The sequence below is a fragment of the Streptomyces sp. SCL15-4 genome, from assembly GCF_033366695.1.
GTDB lineage: Bacteria > Actinomycetota > Actinomycetes > Streptomycetales > Streptomycetaceae > Streptomyces.
In genome coordinates this window covers 2,029,377-2,043,624 of sequence record NZ_JAOBTQ010000001.1, presented here as the reverse complement: position 1 = coordinate 2,043,624, position 14,248 = coordinate 2,029,377, and the positions used below count along the sequence as shown (strand labels likewise).

Sequence of the window (14,248 nt, the reverse complement as noted above, 5' to 3'; positions counted from 1 at the left end):
GGGCATGCGTGCGCGGCTCTGCGCGGGAAACAGGGGGACGGGTTTCGCGGCGGTGCTGGAGGAGTCAGCTCGCCGGACAGATGGCGCTGGACATGCGGCCGAGGTCGACGTGCCGCCGACTCACCAAGGCAATTCCAGTTCCGGACATGACGGAAGCGTGTCACGGCGATCTGGACACAGTCCAGCTTCGTCCATCATCCGGACATGTATGTCCCGACATGTGAAACAGGAGTGGTGTCGCTCACATGCGCTGCCGGAAGGCTTGTCCCAGCAGGTCAGACGGGGTATGCCCCGGGCCACGGCCCCGGAGTGGCCGCGTCCGGTTCCAACTCCACCTTGGTGTCGAACAACTTGAAGCCCCGGCGCAGATAGTTGTCCATCGCGTGCTCGCCGTCCTTGCTGCACGTGTGCAGCCACACCCGCTTGGTCGGCGCCCGCCCCGGCCACCGCTCGGCCAGGTCCCAGGCGCGGGCCGTGCCGTACGCCAGCAGGTGGCCGCCGATGCGCCGACCGCGGAAGGCGGGGATCAGCCCGAAGTAGACGATCTCCACCGCGCCCTCGTCCTGCGGCTCCAACTCCACATAGCCCGCCGGGGTGCCGCGGTCGTACGCCACCCAGGTCTCCACGCCGGGCCGCTCCAGGTACTCCCGCCAGCGCGCGTACGTCCAGCCCAGCCGGTCGGTCCATCGGATGTCACCGCCCACCGAGGCGTACAGGAACCGGCTGAACTCGGGGGAGGGCACCTCGGCGCGGACGATCCGGACATCGCCGTCGGGGGCGGCGGCGGGCAGGAGGTCGGCCGGGGAGGTCTGCTCCAGGGACCACGTGGTGACAGGGACGCTGCTCATGCGGGCCAGGGAATCATCCCGCCACCCGGTCTGTCGACGCCCGCCGACACGAACCGGAACCGCTTGACGGCCCACCGGGCGGGGGCGCGGCGGCGGGGGTCCGGGTCGGGCCGGGGGCTTCGGTGGTGGGGGTCCGGACCGGTCCCTGGTCGGGCCGAGGGTGCGGGTGGTGCGGGTTCGGGTTGGCTTTGTGTGTCGGGCCGGGGGTTCCGGTGGCGGGTCCGGACCGGTCGGCGGTCTGCCGGGTTCGGGGTCCGAGAGGCGGGATCGGGGCCGGTGCGGCCCGCCGCCGGGCGTGCCGTCGGTCTCGTCCGGCGGTGACGGGTCCGGCCGGGCCGCCGCTCGCCAGGCTGCGGCGAGCGTGAATCCGGCGGCCGGCCCGGTGCCCGACCCTCGCGTGCCGACGGCGGAGACGTCCGGCGGGCCGGGTCAGTCCAGTGAACCGTCCAGGTCGGCCAGGGGCAGTGTGAACAGCATGCGGTCCGACAGCGACCACACCTCGCCGGTCTGCCGCCAGTAGGACAGCGAGCCCGCGTCCCGCGCCCAGCAGCGGTCCGAGGCGTCGGCGCCGCAGTGGACCGCCCGGGTCCGCCCGGTGTCCTGCCGCCACAGCCCGCCGTGCCCGTCCCGCGTACCGGGCAGCCGTCCCACATACCAGGACGGCCGGTCCGCTCCGGCCTTCCGGTACGACAGCACGCCCCGGATCCCGGCCGCCCGGGTGCGGTACGCCTCCACCGCGTTCACCCGCCCCGCGCCGTCCGTGGCGAGCGGCCCGGGCCGCGCCGGGTCGGTGCCGAACGCGTACCGCCACAGCCGCGCGGGCCGGTCGCCGTCCGGCTCGGTCCACTCCGCGGCCACCAGGCTGTCCGGTGCCGTGCCGCGGTCCAGGGCGAGCGCTCCGGGGCAGGGCGTCGCGGCAGGGGAGCAGCGCCCGGCGGCGAAGCGGTACGAGGCGACGGCGGGCAGGACATAGCCGTGGCCGTCGGCGGACCAGCCGCCCGGCACCCGGCCGATCCCGGGGCCGTCGACCGTGGTGCGCTGGATGCGGTCGAGGTCGTAGACGTAGAGCGCGTCGGCGCCGCCGGCCGTGGTGGTGACCAGCAGCTTGTTCCCGTGCCAGACCATGCCCGAGACGCCGGAGGCCAGACCCCGGTAGTCCCGGCCGCCGTCCACCGGCACCACCAGCAGCGCCCAGCGGTAGGCGAGGCGCGCGGGGTCGTCCGCGTTCACGAAGGCGACCTTGGCGAGGCCCCGCTCACCGGGGCGGCCGGCGGTGGTGCTGTGGGTCCAGCCGGCCAGGACCACCCGGTGGGTGCCCCAGGTGCCGTCGTCGGAGGCGTCCCCGGAGGTGGTCACCGAGGCCGGCCGCCAGTCGCCGCCGGTGTCGGCCGGGTCCCAGCAGTAGGCACGGGCGGCGGCCGGGGCGACCGGCAGTGACGCGCGGTCGTCGGAGGAGCAGTCGTCACCCTCGCGCAGCCGGCGGTCGGCGCCGCGCAGGACGGCGTCCACGCCGACCGGGCGGCCCATCGCGGCGGCGAGCCGGTCCAGCGAACGGGCGGGCACCAGGTGCTCCTGGAGCCGGAGCCGTCCGGTGTCCGCCGGAGAGGTCAGCGGCGTGAGCGCGCCGGGATTCTCGGCGACCCCGGCCTGGGAGGTGCTGATCACGGTGGCGGCGGCGGTGAGCGCCAGCGCGGTCCCGGCCAGGACGGCGCGCAGGGCCGCGCCCCGCCTGCGCCGCCGGTGTCTGCCGCGATGCTTCATCTCTCCTCCAGAGACCGGTCCAACTGCGCCTGATGGTCCGTACCTTGACGCGAGGAGCAGTTGAGGCGGCCGTACGGGATGCTACGGCAGGAACGGGCCGGACAGGGCCCGGACCGCCGGGCCGCCCGGAGCCGGGGAGCGCCGCGTCGGGCGGGCGGCTACGCCGGAGGCCGCTCGCTCCGGCCGGCGCGTCCGGCGTTCCGTTTCCGGACCACTGCCGGTGCCGAGGACTGCGGGAGCAGGTCAACAGGATTGTCCGGGAGGACGACTTCCACTTCCGCATCCTCGCAGAAACGATACGGCCGATGACGTAGAAGCTCTCCGAGATACCGCCGGATTCTGGACATCTCCGCCCGCACGGTCACCGTCCGGGAGGGGTCGTCGAACAGATCCTCGGCCAGCCCCGCCGCACCTCGCCCGGCGGGGTGCTCGGCGAGCAGGAACAGCAGTTCCGCGTGGCGCGGGCTCAACTCCCGCGACCAGGAACCCGCCGAGCCGGTGACCGTGACCGTACGGCGGTCCCGCCCGGCGAGATCCAGCACGATCCGGGCCGGAGCGGGCGGCCGGTCCTCCGCCCGCAGCAGCCAGCCCCCGGCCAGCGGCTCCACCGCGCACGCGCCCAGCGAGGGCAGCCACCGGTGGCCCGGCACCAGCGACTTGGGCAGCGGCACCCGCCGCACGTACGGCATCCCGGTCACCGCCGCCGCCCAGCCGTCCCGGTCGACCACCACGGCCCGCCCGGCCAGCCGGGCCAGCACCGGCGCCGCCACCGCCCGCAGCCGTTCCAGCGAGGCCAGGTGCACCTCCCGCAACCGGGCCTCGGCCAGCTTGGCCACCGAGTCCACCCAGGCGAGGGTGGCCGGATGCATGGTCTCCAACGGGCCGCTGACATCCACCACACCGAGCAGCCGGCCGTCCCGCGGATCGGTGATCGGCGCGCCCGTACACGTCCAGGACGTGTGCGACCGTACGAAGTGCTCGGCGGCGAACACCTGGACGGGCCGCCGCACCACCGCGGGAGTGCCCACCCCGTTGGTGCCGACGACGTCCTCCCGCCAGTCCGCGCCGACCTCGAACCCCAGCCCGTCGGCCTTGCGCAGTACCGGGGGCGCGCCCTCCCGCCACAGCACCCGCCCGTCGGCGTCCGCGACGACCATGATGTGCTGCGCCACGTCCGCGACCGAAAGAAGCCCCTCCCGGAGCACCGGCAGCACCTGCCGCAGCGGGGACTCCTCCCGCCGTCGCCGCACCTCGTCGGAGGGCAGCAGTCCGGAGCGGACATCGCGTTCGGGATCGACACCGCTGCGCAGCACCCGGTGCCACGACTGCTCGATCACCGGCCGGGGCGCGATCCGCGCACGTCGCCCGGAGAGCGCCGCCTCGCGCACCTCGCTCAGCACCCGCGCCGCCTGCGCCGCGTCCCGCGCGGCCAGGCGCACCAGATTCATCGGGCGATTCCCCACTGCGGTCCTCCCGGAAGGCATCGAACACTCCTGTCAAGCCGTCCGGGCGGCGGTTTCCGGTCCGACTGTCCTCACATAGTGCCGCTCCGCTCATGGCGGAGGCACAGACTCCGCGCATGTGCCCCCCTACGTTGCAACCCCCTGCAACCCTGGTGGACCACAGGACGGCGGCCGAGACTTGACCACGACGCGATGCGCGTCCGCGGGGGCTCAATGGGCCCGTGCGGTGGGGGTGGTGCCGTGTCGGCGCAGCACCACCCCTTGCCGGTGACGGCCCGGCCGGCGGCCGGGACGCGACGGACTCCGGCGACTCCGGGGCGGGTCAGGACGGCCGCGCCCGCTCGACCACCGCCTCCAGGTCCAGGCCCCCGGGCAGGGTGCCGAAGGACGCGCCGTGGTCACCGCCCAGGCGGGAGGCGCAGAAGGCGTCGGCGACCTCCGGCGGCGCGTGCCGCACGAGGAGCGATCCCTGGAGGACCAGCGCGAGCCGTTCCACCAGGCGCCGGGCCCGCCCCTCGACGCCCTCCAGATCCGCGAGTTCGGTGAACAGGTCCTTCACCGCGCGGTCCAGCCGGTGGTCCGCGCCGTGCGCCCGGCCGATCTCGGTGAGGCAGGCGTCCAGCGCGCCCGGCTCCCGGCGCAGCGCCCGCAGCACGTCCAGTGCCTGCACGTTCCCCGCGCCCTCCCAGACGGAGTTCAGCGGCGACTCCCGCACCAGCCGCGGCAGGCCGGACTCCTCGACGTACCCGTTGCCGCCCAGGCACTCGGCCGCCTCCACGGCCACCGGCGCACACCGCTTGGTGATCCAGTACTTGGCGGCCGGCACCGCCAGCCGCAGGAACGCCCGCTCCTGCTCGCCGCCGTCGTCACAGGCCGCGGCGAGCCGCAGCGCGAGCGCCGTCGCCGCCTCCGACTCGAGCGCGAGATCGGCGAGCACGTTGCGCATCAGCGGCTTGTCGATCAGCTTCCCGCCGAACGCCTTCCGGTGTGCGCAGTGGTGCACCGCCTGGGCCACCGCCTGCCGCATCAGCCCCGCCGAGCCGAGCGCGCAGTCCAGCCGGGTCGCGGCGACCATCCCGATGATCGTCCGCACCCCGTCGCCCTCCTCGCCGACCCGGCGCGCCCAGGTGCCGTCGAACTCGACCTCGGCGGAGGCGTTCGAGCGGTTGCCCAGCTTGTCCTTCAGCCGCTGGATCAGGAAGACGTTGCGACCGCCGTCCGGCAGGACCCGCGGGACCAGGAAGCAGGTGAGGCCGCCCGGGGCCTGCGCGAGCACCAGGAACGCGTCGGACATGGGCGCCGAGCAGAACCACTTGTGCCCGGTCAGCAGGTAGGTGCCCGCCTCCGCGAGCGGCCGGGCGACGGTCGTGTTGGCGCGGACGTCGCTGCCGCCCTGCTTCTCCGTCATGCCCATCCCGAACAGCGCCCCGGGCTTCTGCCCGGCGGGCCGCAGCTGCGGGTCGTAGACCGTGGACGTCAGCCGGGGCTCCCACTCGGCGGCCAGCTCCGCGTCGGCGCGCAGCGCGGGCACGGCCGCGTGCGTCATCGACAGCGGACAGCAGGTGCCCGCCTCGGCCTGCGTCCACAGCAGGAACCCGGCCGCCCGGCGCACCTGCCCGGAAGGCCGCCTCCAGGCGCCGGTCAGCCCGGCCGAGACTCCCTTGCCGAGCAGCCGGTGCCAGGCCGGGTCGAACTCCACCTCGTCGATCCGGTGGCCGTACCGGTCGTGGCCGCGGAGCCGGGGCGGACGTTCGTTCGCCCGCACCGCCCACTCCTGCACCTGCGCCGAACCCACGGCCCGGCCGAGCACGGACAGCTCCGCGCGCACCTCGTCCAGCACGTCCGCGCCGGTGTACCGGTCGACGGCCTCGGCGAGGGCGCGGTCGGCGGTGAAGACGTCGTAGCCGACCAGCGGGGGCGGCTGGTTCGTCACGGTGTGGGTGGGAGTGCCTGCCATGGTGGGGAACCTACCCGGGAAGGCGGCGGGGAACCTATCCGGAAGGCCGATGGGGGATTTCTCCGGGGAGACGGTGGGGGCTCCTGCGGGAAGTGGTGGGGGACTTCTCCGGGAAGGCCGTAGGGGACCTGTCGGAGAAGGCCATGGGGGAGCTGCCGGGAAGGCGGGCGGGAACCTGCCCGGGAAGGCCGCGGTGACGCGCCCAGAGTGGCACAAAGGAGCCGTGCGGCGGGCCGGAAACGGGTTACCGGACCCCGGGGAACCGGTCGTGGGCCCCGGAAGGTGAGGGCGGTCCCGTGCTGCGGATACCTTTGGCTCGTGCAGCCAGCAAGTGAAACCCCCGAGCGCCCGGCCGGCCGCTTCCACCGGGCCAGAGCTCTCTACCGGAACGTCTCCAAGCGCAGGACCGCCTGGCTGTTGCTCAAGGACACCGTCAACTCCTGCATGGAGTACCGCATCCTCGGGCTGGCGGCGGAGGCGGCGTTCTTCACGCTGCTGTCCGTACCGCCGCTGCTGCTGAGCCTGATCGGCCTGCTCGGCTACGTCGACGACTGGACCGGCGCGGACACCATCCACAGCCTGGAGACCAACCTCCTGGACGCCTCCCGCACGGTGCTGTCCGACAAGGGCGTCAAGGAGATCGCCGAGCCGATCCTGCACGACGTGATGCGGGGCGGCCGGCCGGACGTCATCTCCATAGGCTTCCTGTTCGCCCTGTGGTCGGGCTCGCGCGCGGTGAACGTCTTCATCGACACCATCACCGTCATGTACGGGCTCGACGGCGTCCGGGGCATCGTCAAGACCCGGATCATGGCGTTCCTGCTGTTCATCGTGGCGCTGCTGATCGGCTCGGTGGCGCTGCCGCTGATGGTGGCCGGGCCGGACGCGGTGGTCCGGATCGTGCCGTGGTCGGAGACGGTGGTCCAGGTTCTGTACTGGCCGGTCGTGATCGTCCTGTCCATCGCCTTCCTGACGACGCTGTACCACGTCTCGGTGCCGGTCCGCTCCCCCTGGATCGAGGACGTGCCCGGCGCGCTGGTCGCGCTCGCGATGTGGGTCCTGGGCAGCTTCCTGCTGCGCATCTATCTCACGTACACCATCGAGGGCGCCACGATCTACGGCTCCCTCGCCGCCGCCGTCGCGGTCCTGCTGTGGATCGGGGTGGGCGCCTTCGCCGTGCTCGTCGGCGCGGCCGTGAACGCGGCCATCGACCGGGTGTGGCCGGCCGCGGCCACGGCCGCGGCGCGCGAGGCCAACGAGCGGATGCGCGAGGCGCAGGTCGCCGAGTACGTGGCCCGCGCCGCGGCGGTGGCGCGCGAGGCCGACCCCGACGACCCCGACATGCCCTCCGAGTTCCCCGAGCGCTGGTCCCGCTTCCTGCCTCCGGAAGACGTGACGGCCCGCCTGCGCGGCCATGCGCGGAATCCGCATCACGCGCACCGGAACGACGGGAACGGGAACGCGACGGGGAACGGGGAGAACGGGAGCACCGGGGGGCCCGGGGGCGGCGGGGGTGCCGGAGGCCCTGGGGACGTCGGCGGTGCCGGTGGTGCCGGTGGATACGGTGGGGGCGGTGGCTTCGGGGGCGGCGGCGGGGGTGCCGGGAGCGGTGGCTTCGGCGGGGCCGGGGGGTACTGGGCCGAGGGTGGCGGTGGCGCCGGCGAGGGGGGCTACTGGAACAACGGCGGCGGCACCGGTATCGGCAATGCCGGCGGCAGCGGCGGCGTGGACGGCGGTGCGGACGGCAGGAATCCGGCGCATCCGAGTGGCGAGTGGTGAGCCTGGGCGCCCGCCCGCCGACCGCACCCTGAAGGGCCATCCGTCCGACGGCTGACCGTCTCCACCCTGCGGGCTGGATCCGGCGGTGGAGAACGCGCCGGTGCCTGTCCTCCGGATCTCCACCCGCTGCTCCACCCGTGCTCCGATCCGCCGGGCACCGCCCCGGGCCTAGCGTGATTGCGCAGGCCGGAGCCGTCCGGCCGCAGCAGGCCAGCCGGGCGTCGCCGTCGCAGCATCGCCCGGCACGGCTCCGGCACCGGGCAAGGAGGCAGCGGACATGACGCAGCGGATGGGACACGGGGTACAGCGCGGCACGACGGGACGGCCGGCCGGGGCGGCCGGGGCGGCCGGGGCCACGGGGGTGATCAGCACCGTCGCCGGGCCGATCGGGAAGACCGAGGCGGCCGAGCGGACGCCGGCCACGTCCACCGGGTCGCTCAGGGCAGCCGAGCCGAGCGACCCGGCCGGCCTGCCCCAGCGGCCCCCGTCACCCCAGCCGCCAAAGCCCGCGAGGCCACCGCGGCACCCGAGACCACCCGGCACCTTCCACGGCGGCCCTCTGCTGTCCCTCGCCGTGGACATCCTCCTCCCGCTCCTCGTGTACTACGCGGCCCGCGCCGTCGGCACCGAGCAGGGCCCGGCCCTGCTGCTCAGCGGCGCACCGCCGGCCCTGCGCCTGCTGGCCGGTGCGGTGCGGCACCGCCGCATCGACGGGGTGGACCTCTTCCTCACGGCGCTGCTGGTCGCCGCCGCGCTGGTGTCCCTGACCGGCGGCGGCCCCCGCGTCCTGCTGTTCAAGAACGCGGCGCTGCCCCTGGCGGTCGGCTGCTGGGCACTCGGCACCGCGTTCACCCGCAGACCCCTGGCGTTCCAGCTGGGCCAGCGGCTGCACCGGGGCCACGCGGTCCACGCCCGAGCCGGACTCTGGCAGCACAGTGCGCCCTTCCGCCGCGCGCTGCGTACCCTCACCCTGCTCTGGGGAGTCGAACAACTCCTCGACGGCGCTCTGGGCGCCTTGGCCGCCGCGACGCTGCCGACCGACACGGTGCCGCTGCTCGACCGCGCCGTCTCCCTCGTCCTGCTGGCCCTGGCCGCAGGGATCACCGCCGCCTACGCCCGCCGCTTCCGCATACGCCACGCCCTCCCGCTGTTCGGCGCCCCCGCGCCGGCGCCGGCACCGCGGGAGCCGGGAACCCCGTAGGCTGGCTCACGTGTACGCGGAGCGGGCGTCGCGGCTGACCGGCGCGGTGGTGTGGACCAAGTCCCCGACCGGCGCAAGTGTCCGGCCCGTGCTCCCGGACGGCTGCATGGACCTGCTGTCGAGCGAGGGCCGGCTGCTCGTCGCGGGCCCCGACACCCGCCCCTATGCCCCCGAGGGCCCGGCGCGATCCTGGGCGGGCGTCCGCTTCTTCCCCGGTACCGCGCCCGCGCTGCTCGGCGTACAGGCGCACGAACTGAGGGACATGCGCGTCGAGTTGGCGGACCTGTGGCCCGCGGCGAGGGTCCGGCGGCTGTGCGACCGGGTCGCCGCGGCTCCCGACCCGGCGGGTGCGCTGGAGGACATCGCCCTGGACCGGGCGGCGGAGGCGGAGGCCCCGGACCCGCTGCTGCGCCGGCTGGTGGAGTGCCTGGGCGAGGGCCGCCCGGTGTCGGCCACGGCCGCCGGACTCGGCATCGGCGAGCGCCGGTTGCACCGCCGTTGCCTGACCGCGTTCGGTTACGGCCCGAAGACCCTGGCCCGGATCCTGCGTCTGCGCCGGGCGCTGGCCCTGGCCCGCGCCGGGACGCCGTACGCGGAGACGGCGATCCGCGCGGGTTATGCCGACCAGCCGCACCTGGCGCGGGAGGTGCGCCGGCTGGCGGGGATGCCGCTCGGGGAGCTACTCGCCGGGGACGGGTAGCGGGGCGAACAGCTCGACCTGGGTGCCGTCCGGGTCGTGCACGGTGGCGTACCGCTGGCCCCAGAAGGCGTCCCACGGCTTCAGCTCCCCGTGGTGGCCGGCGGCCACCAACTCCTCGTACCGGGCGTCGACCTCGGCGGGGGAGCCGCACCGGAAGGCGAGCGAGGCCCGTCCGGTACCCGTGGGCGGCTGCCATCCGGGATGGAAGGAGCGGATGGTCTCCTCGGTGTCCAGGGCGAGCACCAGTCCGCCGGGCAACTCGGCCTCGACATGCGGCTGTTCCTCGGCCCCCTCGGGAAACACCAGCCCCAGGCGGCGGTAGAAGGCGAGGGAGGCGGCCAGGTCCGAGCTGACCAGGCCGATCACGGCGATGCGTACGGTCATGGGGTCACCGTAGGCAGCGGCCGGCAGAGAGGTCTTGAAGGAATCGGACACCAGCCGCGGCCGCCCGACCGTACAGGGACCGGCGCCCCGCCGGCCCCGCCCCGCGACGGGCGTTCGTCCCGGTGAGCCGCCGGTCGCCGGTTCGCTCACCCGGAGCCGCGCCCGCACCGCCGATCGCGGTGGCGGCCCCGACGCGCCCTTGGCCGACCCCTTGGCCGATGCCACCGGCTGCCACCGGGTGTTACCCGGCGCCGCGCCGTCCCATCGCGGTGGCCTCGGGGACCCGGACGGCGGAGTCCGGTGAACGGGCGGCCCGGGGCCGGCGAGGGACGGGTCAGCCGGTGGTCGTTCGCGAACTGTCGAGCGAGGAAACGGAGGAACGGTGCTGATCGAGGATCCGCCGCACCATGTTCATCAGCCGGTCCCCTGCCTGATCGACGCTGCCGTTCTGTGCGCAGACCTGCGCGCCTTCGAGGACGAAGGTGATCTCGGCCGCGGCCTGTCCGGGGTCGGGCAGCCCCGCCTCGGCACACATGCCGACCAGTCTGCGCATCTGGAGGGCCTTGTGCTGCTCGACGACCTGCCGGGCGGGATGGGAGCGGTCGGGCAGTTCGGCGATGGAGTTGATGAACGGGCAGCCCCGGTGCGAGATCTCCGGCAGTCCCTCGGCGATGAAGCGGGCGATGCCCAGGATCTGCTCCCTGGGCCGGCCGGGATGTTCGGCCTCGACCCGGTCGAAGACGGCCTGGTAGTCGGCGGCGACGATCCGCAGCCACTCCGCGACCAGCGCGTCCTTGGTCTCGAAGTGCCGGTAGATCGCCATTTTGGTGGTCTCGGCCTTCTCGGCGATGGCCTGCACACCCACCCGCCTGATCCCCTCGCTCTGGAACAGCTCTTCCGCCGCGTCGAGGATGCGCTCACGGGGCGGCAGCTTCGCCACCCTGGTCGGCCTTCTGACCGTCGATGCCATGACTGCTCCGTGACCTGGGTCCGTTGTGGCGACCTCCACCCGCTGCTACGGTACCAGCCCGTTCCTCTTGATACCGCTCGGTATCGTCAGGGACTCGTCGGTATCCTTTTTCCGCTGGAGTGAACAGGTGAGAGTTGACGAGTACGTGACCTTCGACGCCGTCGGGCTGGCGGAGCTGGTGGCCAAGGGCGAGGTGACGTCCGCCGAGCTGGTGGCGGCGGCACGCGAGGCGGCGCAGGCGGTCGACCCGCGGATCAACGCCATCGTGGAGACCTGGCCGCCCGACGACGACCCCGCCCCCGGAAGCGCGCCGCTGGCCGGTGTCCCCTTCCTGATCAAGGACCTCGGAGTCACCATGGCCGGACGGCGGACGGAGCTGGGCAGCCGTCTCGCGGCCGGGCATGTCGCCTCCGCCGACTCCTTCCTGATGCGGCGCTTCCGTCGCGCGGGCCTCGTGACGTTCGGGCGTACCGCGACCCCGGAGATGGCCTACAGCACCACGACGGAACCGGTGCTGTACGGCGCGACCCGCAATCCCTGGGACCTGGGGCGCAGCGCGGGCGGGTCCAGCGGGGGCGCGGGCGCGGCTGTCGCCGCCGGAGTGGTGCCGGTCGCACACGCCACCGATGCCGCCGGGTCCCTCCGCATACCCGCCGCCTGCAACGGCCTGTTCGGGCTGAAGCCCACCCGCGGCCGGGTCTCCATGGGGCCCGACGCCGACGAGGTCTTCAACGGCCTCGGCGTGCAGGGCGCCGTCAGCCGCACGGTACGGGACAGCGCGGTGCTGCTCGACCAGATCCGCGGCCCGGAGCCCGGCGACCCCTACTTCGCCCAGGAACCGCCCCGGCCGTACGCGGAGGAAGTCACCCGCTCTCCGGGCTCGTTGCGGATCGGTGTCCTCGCCCACGCGTGGGGCGGACAGCGCACCACCGCGCCCGTGGCCGACGCCCTCTCCCGCACCGTGCGCCTGCTCGAATCCCTCGGTCATCGCGTGGAGGAGGCCGAAGTCGGACTGGGAGCGGACTGGGAGGAATTCGTGCTGGCCGGCGCCCGCCAGTGGAGCGCGAACCTCACGGCCTCGGTCGACGAGGTGGCCGCCGCGCTCGGCCGGCCCGTCGACTCCTCGACCCTCGAGCCACCCGTCCTCGCCGGCTATCGCTACGGGCAGCAGGTCACCGGCGCTCAGTTCGTCGCCGCTCTCGCGCTGCGGAACCGGATCGCCCGAAGCCTGGGACGGTACTTCGACGCGTACGACATGCTGCTCACCCCGACGCTGCCCGACCTGCCCGTGCCGCTGGGCACCCATGCCGAGGGCGCGGAGACGCTGGACGGTGCGGGCTGGCTGCGCCGGCTGTTCGACCTCTCGCCCTTCACCGCGGTGTTCAACGTGACGGGCACACCCGCCATGTCCGTGCCGGTCACGGCCGACCCCGGGACCGGACTGCCCATCGGCATGCAGTTCGCCGCCGGTTACGGACTCGAGGGCCGCCTCTTCCGCCTCGCCGGACAACTCGAACAGGCCAGTCCGTGGTCGGGCCGGACCCCTGCCGTGTGGGCGGGACGGCCCACGGGCCGGAGCCGCTGAGGAGGCCGCCGGAAGGATGTCCGCCCGGGTGAGGAGCGCTCCGGGAGGATGCCCGCGTGCGCGTCGCCGGTGGTGGTCCGTCGCGTCCGGGTGCGCCGTGACCGGGGACACCGCGTCGTCCGTCCGGTCCGGTTCCGTGTGCGCCGGGTGTGCCGCTCGGGCCGGCCGCGTGCCGGGAGGCGCCGCGGGGGTCAGCCGTAGCGGACCGGTCCGTTCGGGGTGTCCACGGTGAAGGTCAACGCGGTGGGTCCTTCGGTGAGGGGCAGCGAGGTGCCCAGTGCCGTCGGCCGGTCGCGTACCGCCTCCGGGTCGGGCACCGCGGCCGAGACCGCCAGCAGCGGGGTGACCGGCAGGCCCGAGGCGGACGGATGCCGGGAGTCACCCCAGTCGATGAGGAACGGCACCGGTTCCGGGACACCTGTGGCGTCCGTGTCGGTCAGCCGCCGGCGCAGCAGGGTTCCGTCCGGGGTGCGGCGGCTCATCCGCCGTGCCGGGCCGGGGTCCCGGCCCCGCGCCCGGGCCACGGCGATCGCCTCGTCCAGGTCGGGCCGGCTGATCGCCCACGTCAGCACGGTGGGACCGGTCAGCCGGTCGACGCCGAACGGCCGCGGCCCGGCGGACCCGGGCTGCTCCGGATCGGGGCCGATGATCTCCAGATGGCTCCGGCCGCCGAGCCCGACCGGATGGTTGCGGGTGCCCAGACCGGTGTGTGCGCCGCCGGGCACCGGCGTGACCCCGCACCGTCGCGCGAAGTCGGCGACCGTCGCGCCCAAGTCCGGTGTGGCGAGCACGAGATGGTCCAGAAACGGCGGAATGGCGTTCATCCGGCGAGAGGTTACGGAACCGGAAGCACCGCACGGTACGCCTGTGCGGCACCATGGGCGGCATGATCCGTGCCGCACGCGCCCTGCCGCTGCTCCTGCTCCTGCCCGCACTGCTCACCGCGTGCGGCACCGAGAAGGAGCGTTCCGGCCCCGGGCCGGCCGCCTCGGGTTCCGGGCGGGCGGCTGCCGGGAGCACCCGGGAGCCGGCGTCCGCCGCCCCGGGGCAGGCCGACATGGACGAGCGCCTGCGGGCGTTGGGCATCGCGCCGGAGCTGGTCTACGTCACCGAGGTGCCCGGCTTCACGCTCGCGCAGCAGTCCATCGGGGTGAACGGCGACGACGGCTTCTCCGTCGCGTACTGGGCGAAGGACGGTGCCGTCCTGCACCTCTACGCGGAGCGGGGCAGCGCCGCCGACTGTCCCGAGGGCCATGTCTGCCGGGCACCGGAGAAGGGCCAAGTGGTCCGGGTCTACGGAGAGAAGGTGGCGGCCGACGTGCTCCGCCGGGCCGCCGACGCCATCCACCGCCCCGCCCCCGAGGAACTCGTCCCCCTCCTGCCGTCACCCCGCACGGCAACGGCCCCCGTGGAGCGCGGCGACCTCCCGTCCTACGGCGACGGAGCCCCCGACAACAGCGTCCCCGGGAGCAGCTGACCGGCCCCGTCCACGGCGAACCGGCTCCCGCCCGTCGCCGGCCCGGTCACGCTCACCCACTGCGCCGCCACCGGTCCGTGCCGACCGCCACCGCGCGGTCACCCGCCACCGGCCGGCGCGCAC

General features: G+C 74.5%; 12 protein-coding genes and 1 pseudogene. 5 read left to right on the top strand and 8 right to left on the bottom strand.

Going from position 1 to position 14,248, the window contains the following annotated elements; genetic code table 11:
* Positions 1-64: 64 nt before the first annotated feature.
* The 5 genes from SCK26_RS08565 to SCK26_RS08545 all read right to left on the bottom strand — a co-directional run bounded on the left by SCK26_RS08565 (position 65) and on the right by SCK26_RS08545 (position 6,029).
* Positions 65-148: a putative leader peptide gene (locus SCK26_RS08565; protein WP_309486338.1), complete on the bottom strand. Its 84-nt coding sequence runs from the start codon at positions 146-148 to the stop codon at positions 65-67.
* A gap of 127 nt (positions 149-275) precedes the next feature.
* Positions 276-848, bottom strand: coding sequence for a GNAT family N-acetyltransferase (locus SCK26_RS08560; protein ID WP_318200669.1), 573 nt, complete (start codon positions 846-848; stop codon positions 276-278).
* 429 nt (positions 849-1,277) lie between these two features.
* Positions 1,278-2,609, bottom strand: a complete 1,332-nt coding sequence (locus tag SCK26_RS08555; protein ID WP_318200668.1) for a hypothetical protein — start codon at positions 2,607-2,609, stop codon at positions 1,278-1,280.
* 158 nt (positions 2,610-2,767) lie between these two features.
* Positions 2,768-4,057 (bottom strand): GAF domain-containing protein, encoded by a 1,290-nt coding sequence (locus tag SCK26_RS08550; RefSeq protein ID WP_318200667.1) that lies wholly within the window; start codon positions 4,055-4,057, stop codon positions 2,768-2,770.
* 337 nt (positions 4,058-4,394) lie between these two features.
* Positions 4,395-6,029, bottom strand: a complete 1,635-nt coding sequence (locus SCK26_RS08545) for an acyl-CoA dehydrogenase family protein (RefSeq protein WP_318200666.1) — start codon at positions 6,027-6,029, stop codon at positions 4,395-4,397.
* 318 nt (positions 6,030-6,347) lie between these two features.
* Between SCK26_RS08545 and SCK26_RS08540 the strand changes: the two are divergent.
* From SCK26_RS08540 to SCK26_RS08530, 3 genes and pseudogenes are all read left to right on the top strand, one after another.
* Positions 6,348-7,478, top strand: a pseudogene (locus tag SCK26_RS08540) (YihY/virulence factor BrkB family protein); the annotation flags it as partial.
* A gap of 607 nt (positions 7,479-8,085) precedes the next feature.
* Complete coding sequence (locus tag SCK26_RS08535) at positions 8,086-9,009, top strand: VC0807 family protein (RefSeq protein ID WP_318200665.1); 924 nt, start codon at positions 8,086-8,088, stop codon at positions 9,007-9,009.
* A 10-nt stretch (positions 9,010-9,019) separates the two neighbouring features.
* A complete protein-coding gene (locus SCK26_RS08530) occupies positions 9,020-9,709 on the top strand; it encodes a helix-turn-helix domain-containing protein (protein WP_318200664.1) in 690 nt (229 codons plus the stop codon).
* Here SCK26_RS08530 and SCK26_RS08525 read toward each other — a convergent pair.
* Entirely contained in the window at positions 9,689-10,093 is a 405-nt protein-coding gene (locus SCK26_RS08525; RefSeq protein ID WP_318200663.1) for a VOC family protein, read from the bottom strand. The two genes, SCK26_RS08530 and SCK26_RS08525, sit on opposite strands and share 21 nt — an antisense overlap.
* A gap of 334 nt (positions 10,094-10,427) precedes the next feature.
* Complete coding sequence (locus SCK26_RS08520; RefSeq protein ID WP_318200662.1) at positions 10,428-11,063, bottom strand: TetR/AcrR family transcriptional regulator; 636 nt, start codon at positions 11,061-11,063, stop codon at positions 10,428-10,430.
* 127 nt (positions 11,064-11,190) lie between these two features.
* On the opposite strand from SCK26_RS08520, the gene SCK26_RS08515 reads away from it, so the two are divergent.
* On the top strand, positions 11,191-12,648 hold the full coding sequence (locus tag SCK26_RS08515; RefSeq protein WP_318200661.1) for an amidase: 1,458 nt from the start codon (positions 11,191-11,193) through the stop codon (positions 12,646-12,648).
* Between the two features lie 191 nt (positions 12,649-12,839).
* Here SCK26_RS08515 and SCK26_RS08510 read toward each other — a convergent pair whose 3' ends face one another.
* Positions 12,840-13,472: a VOC family protein gene (locus tag SCK26_RS08510; RefSeq protein WP_318200660.1), complete on the bottom strand. Its 633-nt coding sequence runs from the start codon at positions 13,470-13,472 to the stop codon at positions 12,840-12,842.
* A 62-nt stretch (positions 13,473-13,534) separates the two neighbouring features.
* On the opposite strand from SCK26_RS08510, the gene SCK26_RS08505 reads away from it, so the two are divergent.
* Entirely contained in the window at positions 13,535-14,125 is a 591-nt protein-coding gene (locus SCK26_RS08505; protein WP_318200659.1) for a membrane lipoprotein, read from the top strand.
* Positions 14,126-14,248: the final 123 nt, after the last annotated feature.

What these genes read in the sequence shown, in the direction of transcription:
- SCK26_RS08545 (WP_318200666.1), bottom strand. Translation starts at nt 6,029, where the DNA reads ATGGCAGGCACTCCCACCCACACCGTGACGAACCAGCCGCCCCCGCTG.
- SCK26_RS08560 (WP_318200669.1), bottom strand. Translation starts at nt 848, where the DNA reads ATGAGCAGCGTCCCTGTCACCACGTGGTCCCTGGAGCAGACCTCCCCG.
- SCK26_RS08525 (WP_318200663.1), bottom strand. Translation starts at nt 10,093, where the DNA reads ATGACCGTACGCATCGCCGTGATCGGCCTGGTCAGCTCGGACCTGGCC.
- SCK26_RS08510 (WP_318200660.1), bottom strand. Translation starts at nt 13,472, where the DNA reads ATGAACGCCATTCCGCCGTTTCTGGACCATCTCGTGCTCGCCACACCG.
- SCK26_RS08555 (WP_318200668.1), bottom strand. Translation starts at nt 2,609, where the DNA reads ATGAAGCATCGCGGCAGACACCGGCGGCGCAGGCGGGGCGCGGCCCTG.
- SCK26_RS08565 (WP_309486338.1), bottom strand. Translation starts at nt 148, where the DNA reads ATGTCCGGAACTGGAATTGCCTTGGTGAGTCGGCGGCACGTCGACCTC.
- SCK26_RS08520 (WP_318200662.1), bottom strand. Translation starts at nt 11,063, where the DNA reads ATGGCATCGACGGTCAGAAGGCCGACCAGGGTGGCGAAGCTGCCGCCC.
- SCK26_RS08535 (WP_318200665.1), top strand. Translation starts at nt 8,086, where the DNA reads ATGACGCAGCGGATGGGACACGGGGTACAGCGCGGCACGACGGGACGG.
- SCK26_RS08550 (WP_318200667.1), bottom strand. Translation starts at nt 4,057, where the DNA reads ATGAATCTGGTGCGCCTGGCCGCGCGGGACGCGGCGCAGGCGGCGCGG.
- SCK26_RS08505 (WP_318200659.1), top strand. Translation starts at nt 13,535, where the DNA reads ATGATCCGTGCCGCACGCGCCCTGCCGCTGCTCCTGCTCCTGCCCGCA.